Raw genomic sequence first — 20,045 nt, 5'->3', positions numbered from 1 at the left:
CCCACCCCGAAGGCCGTCCACTCGCACGTCAGGAGCCGTCGCCCGTGAAGGCACTCGTCAAGCAGCAGGCCGAGCCCGGCCTCTGGCTGGTGGACGTCCCGAAGCCCGAGATCGGTCCCGGCGAGGTGCTGATCAAGGTGCTGCGGACCGGCATCTGCGGCACCGACCTGCACATCCGCAAGTGGGACGGCTGGGCGCAGCAGACCATCAGGACCCCGCTCGTCCTCGGCCACGAGTTCGTCGGCGAGGTCGCCGAGCTCGGCGCCGGCGTCGCGGACATCTCGGTCGGCGACCTGGTCAGCGGCGAGGGCCACCTGGTCTGCGGCAAGTGCCGCAACTGCCTGGCCGGCCGCCGCCACCTGTGCCGCAACACGGTCGGTCTGGGCGTCAACCGCGACGGCGCCTTCGCCGAGTACGTGGCGCTGCCCGCGTCCAACGTCTGGGTGCACCGGGTGCCGGTCGACCTGGACGTCGCCGCGATCTTCGACCCCTTCGGCAACGCCGTGCACACCGCGCTGTCCTTTCCGCTGGTCGGCGAGGACGTGCTGGTGACCGGCGCCGGTCCGATCGGCATCATGGCCGCCGCCGTCGCCAAGCACGCCGGCGCCCGCAACGTGATGATCACCGACGTCTCCCCGTACCGCCTGGACCTGGCCCGCGAGGTCGGCGTCACGCTGGCGCTGAACGTCGCGGAGCACACCATCGAGGAGGGCCAGCAGAAGCTCGGCCTGCGCGAGGGCTTCGACGTCGGTCTGGAGATGTCCGGCCGCCCCGAGGCGATGCAGTCGATGATCGCCAACATGACGCACGGCGGCAAGATCGCCATGCTGGGCCTGCCCGCCGAGCAGTTCCCGGTCGACTGGGCCTCGATCGTCACCTCGATGATCACCATCAAGGGCATCTACGGCCGCGAGATGTTCGAGACCTGGTACGCGATGTCGGTGCTGCTGGAGGGCGGCCTGGACCTCAGCCCGGTGATCACCGGCCGGTACGCCGCCACCGACTTCGAGGCCGCGTTCGACGACGCCGCCAGTGGCAACTGCGGCAAGATCATCCTCGACTGGACCGCCTGAGCCACCCCGCCGACTTGTGAGGAGTCCGCAGTGTTCGACAACGTGCGCGCCGACATCGCCACCACCATCGACGAGATCCGCGAGGCGGGCCTGTTCAAGCCCGAGCGCGTCATCGGCACCCCGCAGAGCGCCGCGGTCACCGTCACCGGCGGCGGCCGCCCCGGCGAGGTGCTGAACTTCTGCGCCAACAACTACCTCGGCCTGGCCGACCACCCCGAGGTGCTGGCCGCGGCCAAGGACGCGCTGGACCGCTGGGGCTACGGCATGGCCTCGGTGCGCTTCATCTGCGGCACCCAGGACGTCCACAAGGAGCTCGAGGACCGCCTGTCGGCCTTCCTCGGCCAGGAGGACACCATCCTGTACTCCTCCTGCTTCGACGCCAACGGCGGCGTCTTCGAGACCCTGCTCGACGACCGCGACGCCGTCATCTCCGACGCGCTCAACCACGCCAGCATCATCGACGGCATCCGCCTCAGCAAGGCCCGCCGCCACCGCTACGCCAACCGCGACATGGCCGACCTGGAGAAGCAGCTCCAGGACAGCCAGGACGCCCGCCGCCGCCTGATCGTCACCGACGGCGTCTTCTCGATGGACGGCTACGTCGCCCCGCTGCAGGAGATCTGCGACCTCGCCGACCGCTACGACGCGATGGTCATGGTCGACGACTCGCACGCCGTCGGCTTCGTCGGCGCGGGCGGCCGCGGCACCCCCGAACTGCACGGCGTGATGGACCGCGTGGACATCATCACCGGCACCCTCGGCAAGGCGCTCGGCGGCGCCTCCGGCGGCTACGTGGCCGCCCGCAGGGAGATCGTCGCCCTGCTGCGCCAGCGCTCCCGCCCGTACCTGTTCTCCAACTCGCTCGCCCCGGTGATCGCGGCGGCCTCGCTGAAGGTGCTCGACCTGGTCGAGAACTCCAACGAGCTGCGCGAGCGGCTGGCGGCCAACACCGCGCTGTTCCGCTCGAAGATGACCGAGGCCGGCTTCGAGATCCTTCCGGGCGACCACCCGATCGCCCCGGTGATGATCGGCGACGCGGCCCGCGCCGGCCGGCTCGCCGAACTGCTCCTGGAGCGCGGGGTGTACGTGATCGGGTTCTCCTACCCGGTCGTCCCGCACGGCCAGGCCCGGATCCGGGTGCAGCTGTCCGCCGCGCACTCCACCGAGGACGTCGAGCGCGCCGTCGCCGCCTTCGTGGACGCGCGCGCCGCACTGGGCGAGTAACGCCCCACCGGGCCCGGCAGGGGCCCGCACGGACGCCCGCGGGCCGGTCCGCTCGGAACCGGACCGGCCCGCGGGCCCACCACCACGAACCACCTGCCCCACCCTCCCGCCGCGGGGGCGGGACGCCGGCCCGGCCGACGTCCCGCCCCCGTCGCGGTTCCCCGGGAGCCGTTCCCCGGGGCCGTCCTTCCGGCGCGGTCCGCGCGGAGGGCGCCGCCGCGGGGCGGGGCCGGTCAGTCGTCCTCGTCCTGGCCCTGGTCGTCGCCGTCGCCGTGCTGCCCGGCGGTGCGGGCGAAGACCTGGTAGCCGGTGCTCACCGGGCCGCCCGCGCCGGCGGTCAGGTTCCCGCTGGTCGAGCCGAAGACCACGGTGTCCCCGTCGGCGTCCACGAAGGGGTCGACCGAGGAGCCGTTGCCCAGGGAGCCGTCCGGGGCGGTGGAGACCCGCTCGGTGCGGCCGGTGCGCAGGTCGTGGCGGTACACGTCCCACCCCGCGTGCTGCGGGCCGGCCACCAGGTTGTCGGCGGCGGAGGAGAAGTACACCCAGCGGTTGTCGGCGGTGATCCGGCCGTGGTCGGAGGTGCCGACCGAGCTGGTGCCGGGCAGCCCGCCGCTGACCTTCGTCACGGTGCCCGTCCTGAGGTCCCGGACGTACAGCACGAGGTGGTACCGGTGGCCGTTGGTCGACCCGCCGGGCTCGGGGAGGGCGTAGACCGCGCGCCGCCCGTCCGGGCTGATCGTCGCGTCGAAGCTCGCGAAGCCGAGCTTGCCGTCCTGGTCGAGGCTGGCGGCGGAGATCCGGCCGGAGGCCACGTCGTAGGTGTAGTAGGCGCCGGTCGTCGGCCGGGCGAGGTTCGGCCGCGCCACGCCCTCGCGGGCGCCGCGGGGCAGGGCGGGGGCGGTGCCCGGGGCCGGCTCGACGTCGGCGGCGCCGCCGGCCGCGGCGCTCGCGGCGGCCGGGGCGGCGAGGGCCGGGGTCTGCCCGGCCGGCAGCAGGTTGCCAGCGAACGAGGTGAAGCCGACGGTGCGGCCGTCCGCGCTGATCGTCGGGTTGAGGGACATGCCGTCGCCCGGCTTGCCGTCCGTGCCGAGGGTGACCAGGCGGGTCCGCCCCGTCCAGCGGTCGGTGACGTAGACGTTGTAGTCCCAGGTGTACGGCCGGGCGAGCGAGGGGTCGCCGCCCCCGGGCTCGGGCACGAGGTCGGTCCGGCTGGACACGAAGGCCACGTAGCGGCCGTTCGCGCTGATCGACGGCGCGTACGAGGCGTGGAACCTGTCGCCGTCGGTGCTGGTGAGCCCGCCGCTGACCAGCTCGGTGCGGCCGGTCCTGCGGTCGCGGACGTACACCTCGGAGCGGCCCTGCAGCTGCATGCCGGGCAGGACGTTCTGGGCGTCGCTCGCGAAGGCGACGTAGCGGCCGTCGGCGTTGATCGCGACGTAGTCGGTGAAGCCGTCCAGCGCCGAGCCGTCGTCGGCCAGGTTGACCCGCTCGGTGCGGCCGGTGCGAAGGTCCCGGACGTAGGCGTCCCGCCCGCTCTTGGCCGGCTGGGACACCAGGTTCTTGGCCCAGGAGGTGAACAGGGCGTAGTGGCCGTCGGCGCTGACGCCCTGGCCCCACGACTGGTCGTCGGGCGCGGTGCCGTTCACGCCGACACTGACCTGGACGGTGCCGCGCGGCGCCGGGGCGGCCTGGGCGGGGGCGGCGGTCGCGGCGAGCACGGCGACGGCCGCCAGGACGCTTCCGCCGCCGGCCAGCCACCGGTTGCGGGTGGTACGGGTGCTGCGTGCCATGTGGTCGGTCCTCCCCTTCGATCGCCCGGCCGGGCTCCCTCCCGGCGGCGGGCTCGGGGAGAGCCAATCGCCGGGAGGCGCGGGTGGTCAACGGCTATCGGTGATCCCGGCGGAAAATACGTCAACAAACGTATTCCGCCGGGGAGTCGGGCCGGGGACCGGGCCGGGGCGGGGCGGGGCGGGGCGGGGCGGGTCGGCCGGGCAATCAGAGGAGGCGCCGGAAGATGTCCGTGACGTTGTTGGTGTCGCCCGGGACGAGGTCGCCGTCGGTGGCGTCGAAGACCACGGTGTCGCCCAGCGCGTCCACGTACGGGGTGAACGACGAGGCGGTGCTCTGCGCGCCGTCCCGGGTGAGGCTCACCCGCTCGGTGCGGCCGGTCCACAGGTCGCGGCGGAAGACGTCCGACTGCTGGTTGGTGTCGTCGGGCACGAGCGTCTCGACGTCGGAGGTGAAGTACACCCAGCGGCTGTCCAGGGTCATGACGCCCTCGTAGGAGGACAGGTCGGTGCTGGTGCCGGGCAGCGGGGTGCTGACCTGGGTGACCTTGCCGGTCGCCAGCTCGCGGGCGTAGACGACCAGGTGGATCCCGTGCGAGCCGGGCCGCCCGCCTGGCTGCGGGACGCTGTAGACCGCGAAGCGGCCGTCGGGGCTGATCCGGCCGTCCTGGCCGGTGGCCCGGAACGCCCCGGTCTCGTCGTAGCTGGCGCCGCTGATCCTTCCGGTGCCGGCGTTCCAGACGTAGAACGGGTAGAACCGGGGCACCGCCAGCCGGGGTCCGGCGCCCGGGGCGGGGTCGGCCGGAGCAGGGTCGGCGGGGGTCTCCTCGGGCGGGCGCAGGTTGCTCGCCCGCGAGGTGAAGCCGACGGTGCGGCCGTCCGCGCTCAGGGTCGGTTCGAAGGAGTTCTGGTCGGCCGGCGAGCCGTCGGCGCCCACCGTGACCAGCCGGGTGGTGCCGGTCCAGCGGTCGGTGACGTACACGTTCTGCCGGCCGCGCCGGACGTTCCCCCCGAGGTCGGTGCGGTCGGAGGCGAAGGCGACGTAGCGGCCGTCCCAGCTCAGGCTCGGGTTGACGGCCATCCGGATGCTCTGGTCGTCGGTCGTCGCGCCGGTACCGGCGGAGACCAGCTCGGTGCGCCCGGTCCACAGGTCGCGGACGAAGACGTCGTAGGCGTGCTTCTGCTGCCCGGGCAGCACGTTGGTGGCGGCGGTGCTGAACGCGACGTAGTGGCCGTCGGCGCTGATCGTGGCGTCGTAGACGTCAGCGTTCAGCCGGGACCCGTCGCCGGCCAGGCCGACCTCGGCGACGTGGCCGTTGCGGAGGTCCTTGACGTAGAGGCCCTCGCTGCCGTCGGCGTGGCTGGGGGCGAGGCCGGTCGCCGTGGAGCGGAACAGCACCGTGCGGCCGTCCGCGGTCACCCCGAGCGGGTACGAGTCGCCGTTCAGCTGCTCGCCCTTCGGGCCCTCGCTCACCCGGGCGGTGTCGCCCTTGGGCGGGCGGGCCTGGGCCGCGGGCAGCGCGGCGCCGGCCGCGACGGCGGCCGTGACCAGGACGCAGGCGGTGCGCGCCAGCCGGCGGCGGGAACGTGCGGTGGTCATGGATCATCCTCCCCTGATGACGGCGCCGGGCCGCCGGATCCCCCGGGCCCGGCTCGGGAACGAGCCAATCGCCGCCCGGCCGGAGCGGTCAACCGGGCGAAGGGATCTCGTCCGGAAATACGCCAGGGGTCGTACCGCCGGTGGCGTCCGGGCACCACCCGGGCCGCCGCCCGCGCCCGCACCCGCCCGGACGGCCCCCGCACGCTGGCAGAATTGGCCTGTGATCGACGCAAGACGGCTGCGGACCCTGCGGGCCGTGGCGGACCACCGCACCGTGACCGCCGCGGCGGCCGCCCTCTACCTGACCCCGTCCGCGGTCTCCCAGCAGCTGGCCGCCCTGGAACAGGAGACCGGCCACCACCTGCTCGCCCGCGAGGGCCGAGGGGTGCGGCTGACCGCTGCCGGGGAGATCCTGCTCGGCCACGCCGACGTGGTGCTCGCCCAGCTGGAGCGCGCCGAGGCCGACCTCGCCGCCTACAGCGCGGGCGTCTCCGGAGAGGTCACCGTGGCCTCCTTCGCCACCGGCATCGCGCTCGTCCTCGCCCCGGCGATCGGCCTGCTGGCCGGGCGGGCGCCCGGCGTCCGGCTCAAGGTGCTGGACGCGGAGGGCGACGCCAGCCTGCCGATGGTCCTGGACGGCCGGGCCGACCTCGCCGTGGCCGTCGAGTACCGGGGCGCCCCGCGGGCCGACGACGCCCGACTCACCCGCGTCCCGCTGTACGCCGAGCCGTTCGAGGCGGTGCTGCCGCTCGGCCACCCGCTGGCGGCCGAGGAGGGCGCGCTCGCCGTCGCCGCCCTCGCCGACGAACCGTGGATCGGGCCCTACCCGGGCAACCCGTGCCACGACGTGGTGCTGCTGGCCTGCGAGCACGCCGGGTTCCAGCCGCGCCTGGTGCACTCCTCCGACGACTTCCGGGCCGTGGTCGCCCTCGCCTCGGCCGGTGCCGGGGTCGCCCTGGTGCCGAGCTCGGCGCTGCGAGGCGTCGAGCTCGGGCAGGTCGCCGTCCGGCGGGTGGACAGCGAGCTCGCCACCCGCCGGGTGTTCGCGGCCGTCCGGGCCGGGGCCGACGGGCACCCGCTGATCCGGCCGGTGCTGGACGCGCTCGCCGAGGCCGCGGTGGCGGAGGCCTGACGGCGCCCCGCCCGGGGCGGGGCGAGGGGCGGCGCCGCCTGGCGGGCGGTCAACTCCGGCGCAGGTCCAGCATGGCGAACACCTTGTCGTAGCGGCGTTCGCCGACGGCGACGTAGTCCGGCAGCCGCCCGTACTCGGTGAAGCCGAGGGAGGCGTAGAGGCGCAGGGCGTCGGCGTTGTCGCCGCGGGCGTCCAGGGTGAGCACCTCGATGCCGGCCACCCGTGCGTCCGCGATCAGCGCCGCGGTGAGCGCCCGCCCGATGCCGCGCCCCTGGGCGGCGGAGGAGACCGCGAGCTTCTCCAGGTCCGCGTGCGGGCGGTGGGTCGGGCGCCGGTGGCGCAGCCAGTAGCCGAATCCGGCCGGCCGCCCGCCCAGGTAGGCCGCCCGCAGGGCGCCGTCCCCGGCCCGGGAGCGGGTCAGCACCTCCTCGACCAGGTCCGCGACCTCCGCCGCCGACGGCGGCTCCAGCCACCCCAGCGCGGCGCCCGCCGCCACCAGCTCCGCCAGGATCCGGTGCGCTCCGGCCGCGAACTCGCCGTCCGCCCCGGCCCGTTCGGCCACCTCCGCGGTGTCGAGGATGACGAGGTCCGCCGAGGTCGCCGCAGGCGTCGTGTTCCGGGTCATGCCCGGCAGCCTAACGGCGCGGGCCCCGCCCGCCGGCCGGGTCCGCGCGTGGGCGGTGTGCCGGGGCGTGGCGTGCCGCGTGGCTGGGGGCGGAGTGGATCCCGGAGTTCTAAATTCCGGTCGGCCGGTTTTCCGTGGCACTCTGTCCGAATCGATTCGGTGCGTCGTGAAACGCCTGGTCGGGGATTTGGTCAACAATTCGTTGAGCCGCCCGCCGGCCATCTCAAATTCAGCTGTGATGCCCGTCACTCTACGCGAGTCGCGACAGTTTGCATGTACGGATCAGTCGGCATGTACGGTGCAAACCGGACAAAGCTCACCTTGATCAACCGTCATCACATGCGGAAGGATGCGTTCAGGCGTTGCGCCGGTATTCCAACAGGAAACACATTCTGCGACCCATCACGGGACCACCGTCCACGGATGTCGCGGCGGCCGATTTTGGGGAGGAATTAGCCGCATGGCTTCGCATGGGCCTAGTGAAACGATCAGGGTCGGGGCGCCGCACGACGTCGTCTTCGACCAGGTCTTCGTCGACCTCTCTCCGATGCTCGGGCAGGCCCTCTCGCTGAAGTGCGAGGGCTTCAACTTCGCCGGATCCGTCAAGGTCAAGGCCGCCGCCGGAATGGTGCGGGCGGCCGAGGAGGCGGGGCGCCTCCACCCGGGGTCGACGATCATCGAGTCGTCGTCGGGGAGCCTCGGGATCGCCCTGGCGTCGATCGCCGCGCACAGCGGCTACCGGTTCGTGTGCGTCACGGACGTGCGCTGCAACGAGCGGAACATCCTCCTCATGGAGTCCCTGGGCGCCGAGGTGGTGGTCATCTCGGAGCCCGACGAGAACGGCGGGTTCCTCGGGAGCCGGATCCGCCACGTCAAGGAGGCGTGCGCGGCCGACCCGTCGCTGCTCTGGCTGAACCAGTACGCCAACGAGGGCAACTGGCGGGCCCACTACCAGGCCACCGCGCCGTCGATCGTCCGGAGCTTCCCCGATCTCGAATTCCTCTTCGTCGGCGCCGGGACGACCGGCACGCTGACCGGCTGCGGGCGATTCCTGAAGGAGATCGGCCACCCGGCCAAGGTGGTGGCCGTGGACGCCGTCGGATCCATCACCTTCGGCGGCCCGTCCGGCCGGCGGCTCATTCCCGGGCTCGGGTCCAGCCACCGCCCGGACATCGTCGACGAAAGCGTGGTCGACGAGGTCGTGCTGGTCGAGGAAATCGACACCATTCGTACGTGCAGATATCTCGCCGGGCGTGGATTCCTTTTCGGCGGATCGACCGGCACGGTGGTTTCCGGGGCTTTCCGGAGATTGCGCGAGGAGCGCCCCGGGGCCTGTGCCGTGGCGATTTCCCCGGATTTCGGGGAGCGTTATCTCGACACCGTCTACAGTGACCACTGGGTCCGGGAGCACTTCGGCGACATCGGCCGGTTCGACCCGTTCGAGGAGCCGATCACCCCGGCCGTCGAGCTCGCCCGCGGATAAGAAGCTGATCAGGAAGCGACCATGTCCCACACCCAGCCCACCACCGCCCGGCTCGACGACCTCTTCGCGGCCCAGGCCCGGCGCACGCCGGACGCCCTCGCCCTGGTGCACGGGGACGAGCGCCTGACCTACCGTCAGCTGCACGAGCGCGCCGCCGCCGTCGCCGAGCGGCTCACCGCGCTCGGCGCGCGCGACGAAACGCTCGTCACGCTGGCGTTCCACCGCTCCGCCGAGGCCGTCGTCGCCATCCTCGGTACGGTGCTCGCCGGCGCCGCCTACCTGCCGGTCAGCCCCGCCTACCCGGCCGAACGCATCGCCGGCATCCTGGACGACTCGCGCTCGCCGCTGGTGCTGTGCGGAAGCGGACTGAAGGACGCCGTCGCCGACGCCGTGCCGGCCGGCGTCGAGCTGCTCGAACTCGGTGCCCTGCTCGCCGCGGAGCCGCACCTGCCGCCGCGCCCGGCCCTGGCCGCGGGGCCGGCCGACGAGGCCCCCGCCTCGCCGCTGGCGTACGTGATGTACACCTCCGGCAGCACCGGCCGCCCCAAGGGCGTGATGGTCGAGCACGCGGGCGTGGTCCGACTCGTCCGGGACGCCGACTACTTCGACTTCTCGGCCGACGAGCGCTTCCTGCAGACCGGCGCCCTGGAGTTCGACGCCGCGACCTTCGAGATCTGGGGGGCGCTGCTCAACGGCGCCACCCTGCACCTCGTCGACCAGGAGACGCTGCTCACCCCGGCCCTGCTGAAGCGGGCGCTGCACACCGCCGACGTCACCGTGCTCTGGCTGACCTCGCCGCTGTTCAACCAGCTGGCCGACGAGGACGTCAGCCTCTTCGCGGGGCTGCGCACCCTCATCGTCGGTGGGGACGTGCTGTCCTGCCGGCACGTCAACACCGTCCGCGAGGCCTGCCCCGGCCTGCGGGTGCTCAACGGCTACGGCCCGACCGAGAACACCACCTTCACCACGATCTTCCCGATCGAGCGGCGCCACGAGTCCGCCGTCCCGATCGGCCGGCCGATCCGCGGCACCTCCGTCGCGGTGCTCGACGCCGAGCAGCGGCCCGTCCCGGTCGGCGGGATCGGCGAGCTGTACACCAGCGGGGCGGGCCTGGCCCGCGGCTACCTGAACAACCCGGCCCTGACGGCCGAGAAGTTCGTCCTGGTCGACGGCGTGCGCCACTACCGGACGGGCGACCTGGTCAGCAGCGACGCGGACGGGCTGCTCGCCTTCCACGGCCGGGCCGACAACCAGGTGAAGATCCGCGGTCACCGGATCGAGCTCGGCGAGATCGACAACGCCCTGCTGGAGATCCCCGGCACGGTCGACAGCCACACCCACGCGCGCGGCGGGCCCGGCGGCGTCAAGCAGCTGGTCACCCACGCGGTGCTCGGAGCGGGCCTGACCGTCGAGGACGTCCTGGCGGAGCTCCGGCGCCGGCTGCCCGCCTACATGTGCCCCGACGTGCTGGTCCCGGTGGACCGGCTGCCGCTGAACGCCAACGGCAAGGTGGACCGGGCCCGGCTGCCCGAGCCCGCCCCGCGCCGCGGCGCCGGCGGGGCGCCGGCCACCCCGGCGGAGCTGCGGCTGGCCGCCCTGTGGGCCGACGTCCTGCACGTGGACGCCGAGGGCCTGGGGCTGGACGACGACTTCTTCCTGCTCGGCGGCAGCTCCATCACCGCCGGGGTGCTGATCGGCCGGCTCGCCCGCGACGCCGGCGCCGCCCTCGGGTTCGGCGAGCTCTTCGCGGCGCGCACCCTCGGCGCGATGGCCAAGGCCGTCGAGACCGCGCCGACCGCCCCGCTGGCACCCGTCCCGGAGCCCACCGGCAGCGGTGTCCTGCACCCGCAGCAGCGGGCGCTGTTCGCGCTCTGGCAGATGGACCCGAACAGCCTGGTCTACAACATCCCGGTGCGTCTGGAGGTGAGCGGCCCCCTCGACCCGGAGCGGCTGCGCGCGGCCCTCGCGGCGATGACCGCCCGGCACGACGCGCTGCGGACGCGCTTCGTCACCGCGGACGGCGAGGTGCGCCGGGTGGTCGACCGGGTGGCGTCCGTCGAGCTGCGGGTGCTGGAGGCCGACGACGGACCGCGGGACGGGCGCCCGCTCGCCCTCGCCCCGTTCGACCTGGCGGCGGCGCCGCTGATGCGCGCCGTGCTGGTCCGCCGGGGGCCCGGCGGGGACGTCCTGCACCTGGACTTCCACCACATCGTCTTCGACGGCATCTCGCTGCGCGTCTTCGTCGACGAGCTGTTCGAGTACTACGCGGGTCAGGAGCCCCGGACGGCGCCGGTCGGCTACGCGGCCGCCGCCGAGTGGGCGGACGGCCGGCTGACGGGTGCGGAGCAGGAGCGCTCCGAGCGGTACTGGCTGGCGAAGTTCGCCGAGCCCGCGCCCGCCCTCGCCCTGCCCACCGACCGGCCGCGGCCGGCCCTGCGGGGCACGGCCGGCGACGTCGCGGTCCGCGAGCTGTCCCCGGCGGACGCCGAGCTGGTCCGGGTGATCGCGGACCGGGAGGGCTCGACCCCCTTCGTGGTGCTGCTGACCGCCTGGACGGCGACGCTGGCCCGGCTCTGCGGCCAGTCGGACGTCACCGTCGGCAGCCCGATGGGCGGCCGCCCGCACCCCGACCTCGAGGCCGTGGTGGGGATGTTCGTCAACACCGTGGTGCTGCGGGCCCGGCTGCGGCCGGAGGCGGACCTCGGGGAGCTGCTGGTGGCGCTCGGCGCGGAGCACCGCGACGCCCTCGACCACCAGGAGTACCCGTTCGCCTCGCTGGTCCAGCGGCTCGACGTGCCCCGGGACCTGAGCCGCAACGCGCTGTTCGACGCCTTCTTCGCCCTGCAGGACATCGACTTCCACAGCTTCCGCAAGGACGGCCGGCGGATCACCCTGACGCTCCCGCACGCGGGCACCTGCCGGTTCGACCTCAACCTGCAGGCCTTCCGGAAGCCGTCCGGGTACGCGCTGGAGCTGGAGTACTCGACCGCGCTGTTCGAGCGGGCCTCCGCGGACTTCCTGCTGGACCGCGTCGTCGAGACCCTGCACGAGCTGGACCGCGCTCCGGGGGGCAGGGTCCTGCCGGAGCCCGAGGACGAGCCCGGCGGGCCCGTCGAGGCCGCCGACTTCTCCTTCTGACCTGGGACGGGACCGATGACCACACTGACGATCATCCTGTGCGGGGCGGTGACCTTCGCGGTCCGCTACGCGCTGTTCGGGCCGATCGGGCCGGAGCACCTGCCCGCGCGGATCCGCAGCACCCTGCCGTACGTCATGCCCGCGGTGCTGATGGCGATCATCGTGCCCTCGGTGCTGCTGCCCGGTGACGGCGGCGGCGACCTGCGGACCCTCGCGCCGTACGTGGGCGGGGCCGTGTGCGGCTTCGCGATGGGTGCCGTCAAGCGGGACGCCTTCTTCCTCGTGTTCCTGGTCGCCATGGCCGGATACGTGCTCACCAAGTTCGCGCTCTGAGCGCCGCCCGCCCCTGCCCAGGAAAGAGGTTGGATTGATGTTGCCCCGACACAGCCGTGGCGCGGAGGCCGCGCAGGGTGTCCTGTCGGTCGTCCCGGTCGTGCTCGGCGCGGTGCCGTTCGGGCTGCTGTTCGGCGCGCTCGCCCAGGAGCGCGGCCTCGGGCTCGGCAAGGCCATGCTGATGAGTCTGCTGATCAACGCGGGCTCCGCCCAGATCGTCAGCCTCGGCATGATCACCGCCGGGGCGGCCTGGCCGCTGACCGTGGTGACCGTGCTGCTCATCAACCTGCGGCACGTCTTCTACTCGGCCGCGCTGGCGCCGTACGTCCGGCCGATGGGCTTCTGGTGGCGGTTCGGGATCGCCTGGGGGATGACCGACGCCGTGTACGCGCTGGCCGCCAAGCGCTTCGGCGAGCCGGCGCCCGAGGAGGACAACCGGCGCTGGTACGTCCTGAGCGGTTCGGCCGTGATCTACGCCGCCTGGGCGCTCAGCACGCTCTGCGGCTGGGTCTTCGGGGCCAGCCTGTCGGGGCTGGGCGAGTGGGGGCTCGACTTCGCCGTCTACGCCACCTACATCGGACTGGTCGTCTCCACCTTCACCTCGCGGCGCGCCCTGGCCGTCGGCCTGGTCGCCGGCGTGGGGGCCCTGCTGCTGCACCACCTGCCCTACCAGAGCGGCCTGTTCGTGGGCACGCTGGCGGGCACCGCGCTGGCCGCGTTCCTGGAGAGCCGCGAACGCGTGGCCGCCACGCCCGTGCCGGCGGAGGGGGAGGCCGCCGCGGCGGTCCCGGAGCGGCGCGCCGCGCCCGACCCGGCCGAGGCCCCGGCCGACACCGCCTCCTAGGCAGGCCCACGCCTCCCAGGCAGGCCCACGGCGGCCGGGCCCACCCCGGCCGCCGTCCACACGCACACACCGGACCCGCCGGTCCGCCCAGGGGGCGGCCGCCGGCCGATCGGTCCGTCCACGATCCGACTCACACGCACCGGGGGTGGCCTCGCCATGTCTCAAACCGCTAGCGGAACCTCGACGATCAGCACGCTCCAGCTCCAGCAAGCCCTCAACGCCCATCCGGCGCAGGCGCAGTTCTGGGACACCCGCAAGCCCTACTGGGCCGAGCCCACGGTGGTCACCCGCGACCACGTCCGCCAGCAGGAGCCCGCCGCCCGGGTCAGCGCGGCGCTGGCCGCGGGGACCGCCCCGGCCGTCCGCCGGATCTCCAACGGCGACTCCTTCCTGACCACCGTCGTCGGCGCGACGGCGCTCGCCCTGCTGGCGGCGCGCGCCGCCGACCTGGCCGCCGTCACCCTCTTCGTCCCCGCGCCGCGCGGCACCGACCGGGCCGTCCCGGTCACCGTCGAGCTCACCGGGCAGGAGTCCGGCCGCGAGCTGCTGACCGCCGTCCGGGCCGCCTGCCTGGAGGTCTCGGCCCACCTGGACGTGCCGGTCCGCGCCCTGCTCGACCGGCTCGGCGTCCGGCCCGGCGACCTGATGCTCTCCGTGGACGGCGCGCTGAGCGCCGAGGACGCCCGGGCCGCCGGGTGCCCCCTCCTGTTCGACCTGCACCTCGCGGGCGACGACGACACCAGGATCGAACTGGAGTACGACGCCGGCCTGTTCACCGCCGCCACCGCAGAGCGGCTGACGACCACCCTCGCCCGGCTGCTGGACACCCTGGTCGCGGACCCGGCGGCGGCCCTCGCCCCGCTGCTCGGCCCCGACGACGAGGAGGCGGCCCTGCTCACCGGCGCCTTCAACGACACGGCGGCGCCCTTCCCGCAGGAGCGCCTGCTGCACGGCTTCCTGGAGGAGCGGGCCGCAGCCGAGCCGGACCGGGTCGCCGTCGTCGACGACGGCACCACCTACGGCGAGCTGAACGCCGCCGCGAACCGGCTGGCCCGCACCCTGCGCGAGGCCGGCGTCACCCCCGGCGAGCCGGTCGCCGTCTGCGTGCCCCGCTCCGCCGACCTGCTGGTGGCCATCTACGGCGTGCTCAAGGCCGGCGGCGCCTACCTGCCGATCGACCCGACCCTGCCGCGCAACCGGATCGAGTACCTGCTCGACCACAGCCGCGCCCGCCTGGTGGTGGCCACCGCCGGCACCGCCGCCGTCGCCGACGGCCACCGGGTGCTGCTGCTCGACGACCCGGCCGTCGCCGCCCAGCCCGCCGGCGACCTGGAGCCCGTCACCGGCCCCGACGACCTCGCGTACGTCATCTACACCTCCGGCTCCACCGGCCGCCCCAAGGGCGTGATGATCGAGCACCGGGCCATCGTCAACCGGCTCTGGTGGATGCAGAGCGCCTACCCGCTCGGCGCCGACGACGTGATCCTGCACAAGACGCCGTTCACCTTCGACGTGTCCGTCTGGGAGATCTTCTGGTGGTCGATCGCCGGCGCCGCCGTCGCCACCCTGCCGAACGGTGACGAGCGCGACCCGGAGCGGATCATCGCCCGGATCGAGCAGAGCCGCGCCACCACGCTGCACTTCGTGCCGTCGATGCTGCACGCCTTCCTCGGCTTCGTCGAGGCCACCGGCGAGCGCGAGCGGCTCGGCTCGATCCGCCGGGTCTTCGCCAGCGGCGAGGCCCTCGCCGTCGACCAGGTGCGGCTGTTCGGGGAGCTCCTCGGCGACGCCCGCGAGCTGGTCAACCTGTACGGCCCGACCGAGGCCGCCGTCGACGTCACCCACCAGCCGTGCACCGGGGTGGACGTCACCCGGTCGGTGCCGATCGGCCGGCCCATCAGCAACATCCGGCTCAGCGTGCGGACCCGCTCCGGCGCGCTCGCCCCGATCGGCACCCCGGGCGAGCTCTGCATCGCCGGCACCGGCCTGGCCCGCGGCTACCTGCACGCGCCGGAGCTGACCGCGGAGCGCTTCGTCACCGGCGAGGACGGCGAACGCCGCTACCGCACCGGCGACCTGGCGCGCTGGCTGCCGGACGGCACCGTCGAGTACCTGGGCCGACTGGACACCCAGGTCAAGATCCGCGGCTACCGGATCGAGCTCGGCGAGATCGAGCACGTCGCGCAGCAGGTCGCCGGCGTGCGCCAGTGCGCCGTCGTGGCCCGGCCCGGCGAGTCCGGCGACAGCATGCTGGTCGCCTACCTGGTCGCCGGCGAGGGCTACCGGGAGACCGCCCTGCGCGCGGCCCTGGAGGGCGAACTGCCCTCCTACATGGTCCCGCAGCACTACGTCGAGGTCCCCGCCATCCCGACCAACCACAACGGCAAGCGCGACGTGTCGGGCCTGCCGCTGCCGCTCCAGGAGGCCCCGGCGGCCACCGCCGCCCACCGGGCCCCGAGCGGCCCCGTCGAGGAGCAGCTGGCCGCGATCTGGGCCGCGGTGCTCGGCGTCGAGCCGATCGGCGCGGACGACAACTTCTTCTCGCTCGGCGGCGACTCGATCAAGTTCATCACCGTGCTGGCCCGCGCCCGCGCCGCCGGCCTCGACTTCAGCTTCCAGGAGCTGTTCGGCCACCCGACCATCGCCGGGCTCGCCGGGTACCTCGCCGAACGCGAGCAGGGCCCGGCCGCACCGGCGGCCGAGGTCTCCACCGAGCCGTTCGCCCTGATCGGCGAGGAGGACCGGGCGCAGCTGCCGACCGGCCTCGTCGACGCCTACCCGATGTCCCAGCTGCAGATCGGCCTCATCTACGAGGCCCTGCGCGGCGGCACCGAGGGCATGTACCACGACATCCTCAGCTACCGCATCCACGGCACCGTCGACCCGGAACTGTTCGAGCGGGCGGTCGACTCGGTCGTGCGCCGGCACGCCCTGCTGCGCACCTCCTTCCACCTCAAGGGCTTCAGCGAGCCGCTCCAGCTGGTGCACGGGAGCGCGCCCTCCCCGCTGCGGGTGTTCGACCTGCGCGGCCGGTCGCCGCAGGAGCAGGAGGAGGACCTGCGCCAGTTCGCCGAGCTGGAGCTGCGCGGCGGCTTCCGGTACGGCAGCACCGACCTCGTCCGGGTCTACCTGCACCTGCTCGCCGACGACGAGTACCAGTACTCGCTGAGCTACCACGACGCGGCCCTGGACGGCTGGAGCGTCAACACGATCCACCGCGACGTGTTCTCCGCCTACTTCTCCGTCCTGGACGGCGAGGAACCGCACGGCGGCGCCGGGCTCGCCATGTCCCACCGGCAGTACGTGGAGCTGGAGCGCGCCGCCGTCGCCTCCGCCTCGCAGCGCGCCTTCTGGCTCGACGTCATGGACGGCGCGGAGAGCACCCGGGTCGTCCCCGACACCGACCCCGACCCGGAGTTCGCCGGCGTCGGCATCCACGACGTGCTCTTCCCCGCCGGCCTGTCGGCGGGCATCCTCGCGACCGCCCGCAAGCTCCAGGTGCCGGTCAAGGCCGTCCTGCTGGCCGCCCACGTCGCCGTGCTCGGCTTCGTCGCCGACACCACGGACGTCGTCACCGGCTACGAGCACTCCGGCCGCCCGGAGGTCGAGGGCGGCCAGGACATCGCCGGGCTCTTCCTCAACTCCCTGCCGTTCCGGGTCCGCGACCTGGGCCGCAGCTGGGAGGACACGGTCCGCGCGGTGTACGCCGCGGAGGCGCAGCTGCTGCCGCACCGGCGCTTCCCGATGGCGGAGATCAAGCGGGCCGTCGGCAGCCGGGACACCCTGTTCGAGACGGTCTTCAACTTCACCCACTTCCACGTGCTGAAGAGCCTGGCCGAGCGGGACGGCTTCGAGCTGGTCCGTTCGATCGTCAACGTGCAGAGCGAGTTCCCGCTGCGGGCCGAGTTCTCGCAGGACGCCGTCAGCGACGAGGTGATGCTCAGCCTGCACTTCCACCGCAACGTCTACTCCGAGGCGCAGACCGAGCGGGTCGGCGGCTACTACCTGCGGGCCCTGCAGGCGCTGGCCGAGGACCCGTCGGCCGACCGGTCCGCGGGCACGCTGATCGGCGAGCGGGAGCGGGCCGCGCTCCAGGCGATGTCCGCCGGCCCCGCGCACCCGCTGCCGGAGGGCACCTTCCTGGACCTCCTCGCCGAGCAGGTGCGCCGCACGCCAGAGGCCGTCGCGCTGGTCCACGGCGACGAGCGGCTCTCCTACGCGGCCCTCGACCGGGCCTCCGACCGCTACGCGGCGCAGCTGCTGGCGGCCGGCGTCACCCCCGGCGACGTGGTCACCACCGTGCTGCCGCGCGGCGTCCGCTGGGCGCTCACCATGCTCGCCCTGCTGAAGATCGGCGCCGTCTACCTGCCGCAGGACCGGGCCTTCCCGGTGGACCGGATCGCCTCCGTGCTGCGCCGCAGCGACTGCCGCCACCTGGTGGCCGAGGCGGCGGACGCGGAGCCGGTCGGCGGCGCGCTGCGCGAGCGGGTCCCCGGACTGTCCGTCCTGGTCCTCGACGACCCGGGCGCGGCCGACGCCGCGCAGGTCGAGCCGCCCGCGCGCCCCGCGCCGGCGGACACCGCGTACATCATCTTCACCTCCGGGTCCACCGGCGAGCCGAAGGGCGCCACCGTGCGCCACTCGGGGATGCTCAACCACCTGCTCTCCAAGGTCGTCGACCTGAAGCTGACCGACGCCGACGCCGTCGCCCAGATCAGCACCCAGTGCTTCGACATCTCGGTCTGGCAGCTGCTGGTGGCCTGGCTGGCCGGCGGACGGACCGTCATCTACGACCACGACACCGTGGTGGACCTGCCGGCGTTCCTCACCGCGCTGGTCGACGACGGCATCACCATCCTGGAGACGGTGCCCTCCTACACCGACGCGCTGCTCACCGAGGTCGAGCAGCGGCCGCGCCCGCTGCCCGAGCTGCGCTACAACATCATCAACGGCGAGGCGCTGCCGCCGGCGCTGACCCGGCGCTGGTTCGCGACCTACGACATCCCGGCGGTCAACGCCTACGGGCCCACCGAGTGCTCCGACGACGTCACGCACTTCTTCATGACGGAGGGCCAGGACGTCAGCCGGGTGTCGATCGGCCGCCCGATCATCAACACCAGCCTCCACGTGGTCGGTTCCGACGGGCGGCCGCGCCCGATCGGCAGCTACGGCGAGATCTGCGTGACCGGCGCCGGCGTGGGCCTCGGCTACATCAACGACGCCGAGCGGACCGCAGCCGCCTTCGCGCCGAACACCCTCGACGACCGCTCCGAACTGCTCTACCGCACCGGCGACATCGGCCGCTGGCTGCCCGACGGCCTGCTCGACTGCGCCGGCCGCCGGGACGGCCAGGTCAAGATCCGCGGCTACCGGATCGAGCTGTCGGAGGTGGACGGTGCGCTGGACCGGCTGCCCGGGGTGGAGACCGCGGTGACGCTGGCGCGCGACGTGGCCGGCGAGAAGCGGCTGGTGACCTTCTACACCGGCGCCGCCGAGCCGGACCGCACCGAGTTCAAGCGCCGGCTCGCCGAGCTGATCCCGGACTACATGCACCCGGAGATCCTGGTCCGGCTGGAGGCCTTCCCGCTCAACTCCAACGGCAAGATCGACCGCAAGGTGCTGGCGGCCCGGCCGATCGGCCTGGACGCCGACACCCACCGGGAGCCGCCGGCCACCGCGGACGAGGAGTTCGTCCGTGACCTGTTCGCCTCGGTGCTCGGGGTGCCGCCGGTCGAGGTCGGCGTCACCGACAACTTCTTCGAGATCGGCGGGCACTCGATCGCCGCGATGAAGGTCGCGGCGACCTCGCAGGGCCGGATCGCCCTGCGCGACCTGCTGGTGCGGCCCACGGCCCGGCTGATCGCCGCGGCCTTCGGCGAGCGCGACGGCGCCCGCCGCGACCTGCTGGTCGACCTCACCGCCTCCTCCGGCGCACGGCTGGAGACGGCCGAGGCCGTCCTGGTCTGCATCCCCTTCGCGGGCGGCGGCGCGGTCAGTTACGTCCCGCTGGCCCGGCAGCTCGCCGACGCCGGCGCGACCGTCCGGGTCCTGGGGGCCGAGCTCCCGGGCCGCACCCTGGCCGACGACCGCCCGATGGTCGCGGTGGACGTGCTCGCCGAGCAGCTCGCCGACGAGGTGGTGCGGGAGGCCGGCGACCGTCCGGTGCTGGTGCTCGGCCACTGCGCCGGCTCCTCGCTGGGCCTGCACCTGGTCCGCACGCTCGAGCGGCGGGGCCGGGACGTGCGCCGCCTGATGATCGTGGCCAAGCTGCTCCGGTCGGTGGACCCGGCCGACCACGCCGCCAACGAGGTGGTGCACATGAACGAGCAGCAGATCATGGACTGGATGGCCGACAACACCGGCCTGGAGGAGGTCCACGCGCTGTCCGCGGCCGAACGTGCCGACCTGGCACGGGCGTTCCGATACGACACGGTCGAGGCCACGCACGGCTTCCACCTCGCGCTCGGCGACACCGGGCGGGCCGCCCTGCAGTGCCCGGCCACCGTGGTGTTCGCCGAGGACGACCTGCTGATGGCGGACCACGCGACGGCCCTGGCCAACTGGGAGCTGTTCGTCCCGGCGAGCCGCACGGTCGTCAGCCCCGACGGCGGGCACTACCTCAACACCACCCGGCCGGAGCTGCTGGCCGGGGTCGTCCTCGACGACCTCGGCTCCCCCTCGCACTCCGGCTGATCCCCGCGGTGGGGGGCCCCCGGCCCCCCCGGGCCGCCCCCCCCCCCCCCCCCCCCCCCCCCCCCCCCCCCCCCCCCGGGCGGGCCCCCCCCCGCCCCCCCGCCCCCCCCCCC

At 73.9% G+C, this 20,045-nt stretch carries 11 protein-coding genes; 8 read left to right on the top strand and 3 right to left on the bottom strand.

What is annotated here, in order from left to right; genetic code table 11:
* Positions 1 to 44: 44 nt before the first annotated feature.
* Positions 45 to 1,073, top strand: a complete 1,029-nt coding sequence (gene tdh, locus ACIRS1_RS13760; protein WP_360219421.1) for an L-threonine 3-dehydrogenase — start codon at positions 45 to 47, stop codon at positions 1,071 to 1,073.
* A gap of 30 nt (positions 1,074 to 1,103) precedes the next feature.
* A complete protein-coding gene (locus tag ACIRS1_RS13755; protein WP_360219418.1) occupies positions 1,104 to 2,297 on the top strand; it encodes a glycine C-acetyltransferase in 1,194 nt (397 codons plus the stop codon).
* Positions 2,298 to 2,530: 233 nt separating this feature from the next.
* Here the strand turns inward: ACIRS1_RS13755 and ACIRS1_RS13750 are convergent, their stop codons facing one another.
* The gene (locus ACIRS1_RS13750; protein ID WP_402839147.1) at positions 2,531 to 4,087 is read right to left on the bottom strand and encodes a TolB family protein; all 1,557 of its coding nucleotides are present in this window, start codon (positions 4,085 to 4,087) and stop codon (positions 2,531 to 2,533) included.
* A gap of 205 nt (positions 4,088 to 4,292) precedes the next feature.
* The gene (locus ACIRS1_RS13745; protein WP_402839145.1) at positions 4,293 to 5,684 is read right to left on the bottom strand and encodes a hypothetical protein; all 1,392 of its coding nucleotides are present in this window, start codon (positions 5,682 to 5,684) and stop codon (positions 4,293 to 4,295) included.
* 220 nt (positions 5,685 to 5,904) lie between these two features.
* On the opposite strand from ACIRS1_RS13745, the gene ACIRS1_RS13740 reads away from it, so the two are divergent.
* Positions 5,905 to 6,816 (top strand): LysR family transcriptional regulator, encoded by a 912-nt coding sequence (locus tag ACIRS1_RS13740; protein ID WP_360210220.1) that lies wholly within the window; start codon positions 5,905 to 5,907, stop codon positions 6,814 to 6,816.
* 49 nt (positions 6,817 to 6,865) lie between these two features.
* Here ACIRS1_RS13740 and ACIRS1_RS13735 read toward each other — a convergent pair whose 3' ends face one another.
* On the bottom strand, positions 6,866 to 7,441 hold the full coding sequence (locus tag ACIRS1_RS13735) for a GNAT family N-acetyltransferase (RefSeq protein WP_402839142.1): 576 nt from the start codon (positions 7,439 to 7,441) through the stop codon (positions 6,866 to 6,868).
* A 460-nt stretch (positions 7,442 to 7,901) separates the two neighbouring features.
* Here ACIRS1_RS13735 and sbnA point away from each other — a divergent pair, with 460 nt between their 5' ends.
* The 5 genes from sbnA (at position 7,902) to ACIRS1_RS13710 (ending at position 19,932) form a co-directional block, all read left to right on the top strand.
* Positions 7,902 to 8,924, top strand: coding sequence for a 2,3-diaminopropionate biosynthesis protein SbnA (gene sbnA / locus ACIRS1_RS13730; RefSeq protein ID WP_402839140.1), 1,023 nt, complete (start codon positions 7,902 to 7,904; stop codon positions 8,922 to 8,924).
* Positions 8,925 to 8,945: 21 nt separating this feature from the next.
* On the top strand, positions 8,946 to 12,062 hold the full coding sequence (locus tag ACIRS1_RS13725; protein WP_402839138.1) for an amino acid adenylation domain-containing protein: 3,117 nt from the start codon (positions 8,946 to 8,948) through the stop codon (positions 12,060 to 12,062).
* Between the two features lie 15 nt (positions 12,063 to 12,077).
* The gene (locus ACIRS1_RS13720) at positions 12,078 to 12,395 is read left to right on the top strand and encodes an AzlD domain-containing protein (RefSeq protein ID WP_360210228.1); all 318 of its coding nucleotides are present in this window, start codon (positions 12,078 to 12,080) and stop codon (positions 12,393 to 12,395) included.
* 37 nt (positions 12,396 to 12,432) lie between these two features.
* Complete coding sequence (locus tag ACIRS1_RS13715) at positions 12,433 to 13,239, top strand: AzlC family ABC transporter permease (protein ID WP_360210230.1); 807 nt, start codon at positions 12,433 to 12,435, stop codon at positions 13,237 to 13,239.
* 156 nt (positions 13,240 to 13,395) lie between these two features.
* Positions 13,396 to 19,932 carry an amino acid adenylation domain-containing protein gene (locus ACIRS1_RS13710; protein WP_402839136.1) on the top strand — a complete coding sequence of 2,179 codons (6,537 nt, stop codon included), beginning with the start codon at positions 13,396 to 13,398 and terminating at the stop codon, positions 19,930 to 19,932.
* The last annotated feature ends 113 nt before the right edge of the window (positions 19,933 to 20,045 follow it).

This window comes from Kitasatospora sp. NPDC101176 (genome assembly GCF_044768035.1).
Lineage (GTDB): Bacteria > Actinomycetota > Actinomycetes > Streptomycetales > Streptomycetaceae > Kitasatospora.
The sequence above is the reverse complement of the archived record's forward strand: the minus strand, read 5'-3'. Positions and strand labels throughout refer to the sequence as shown.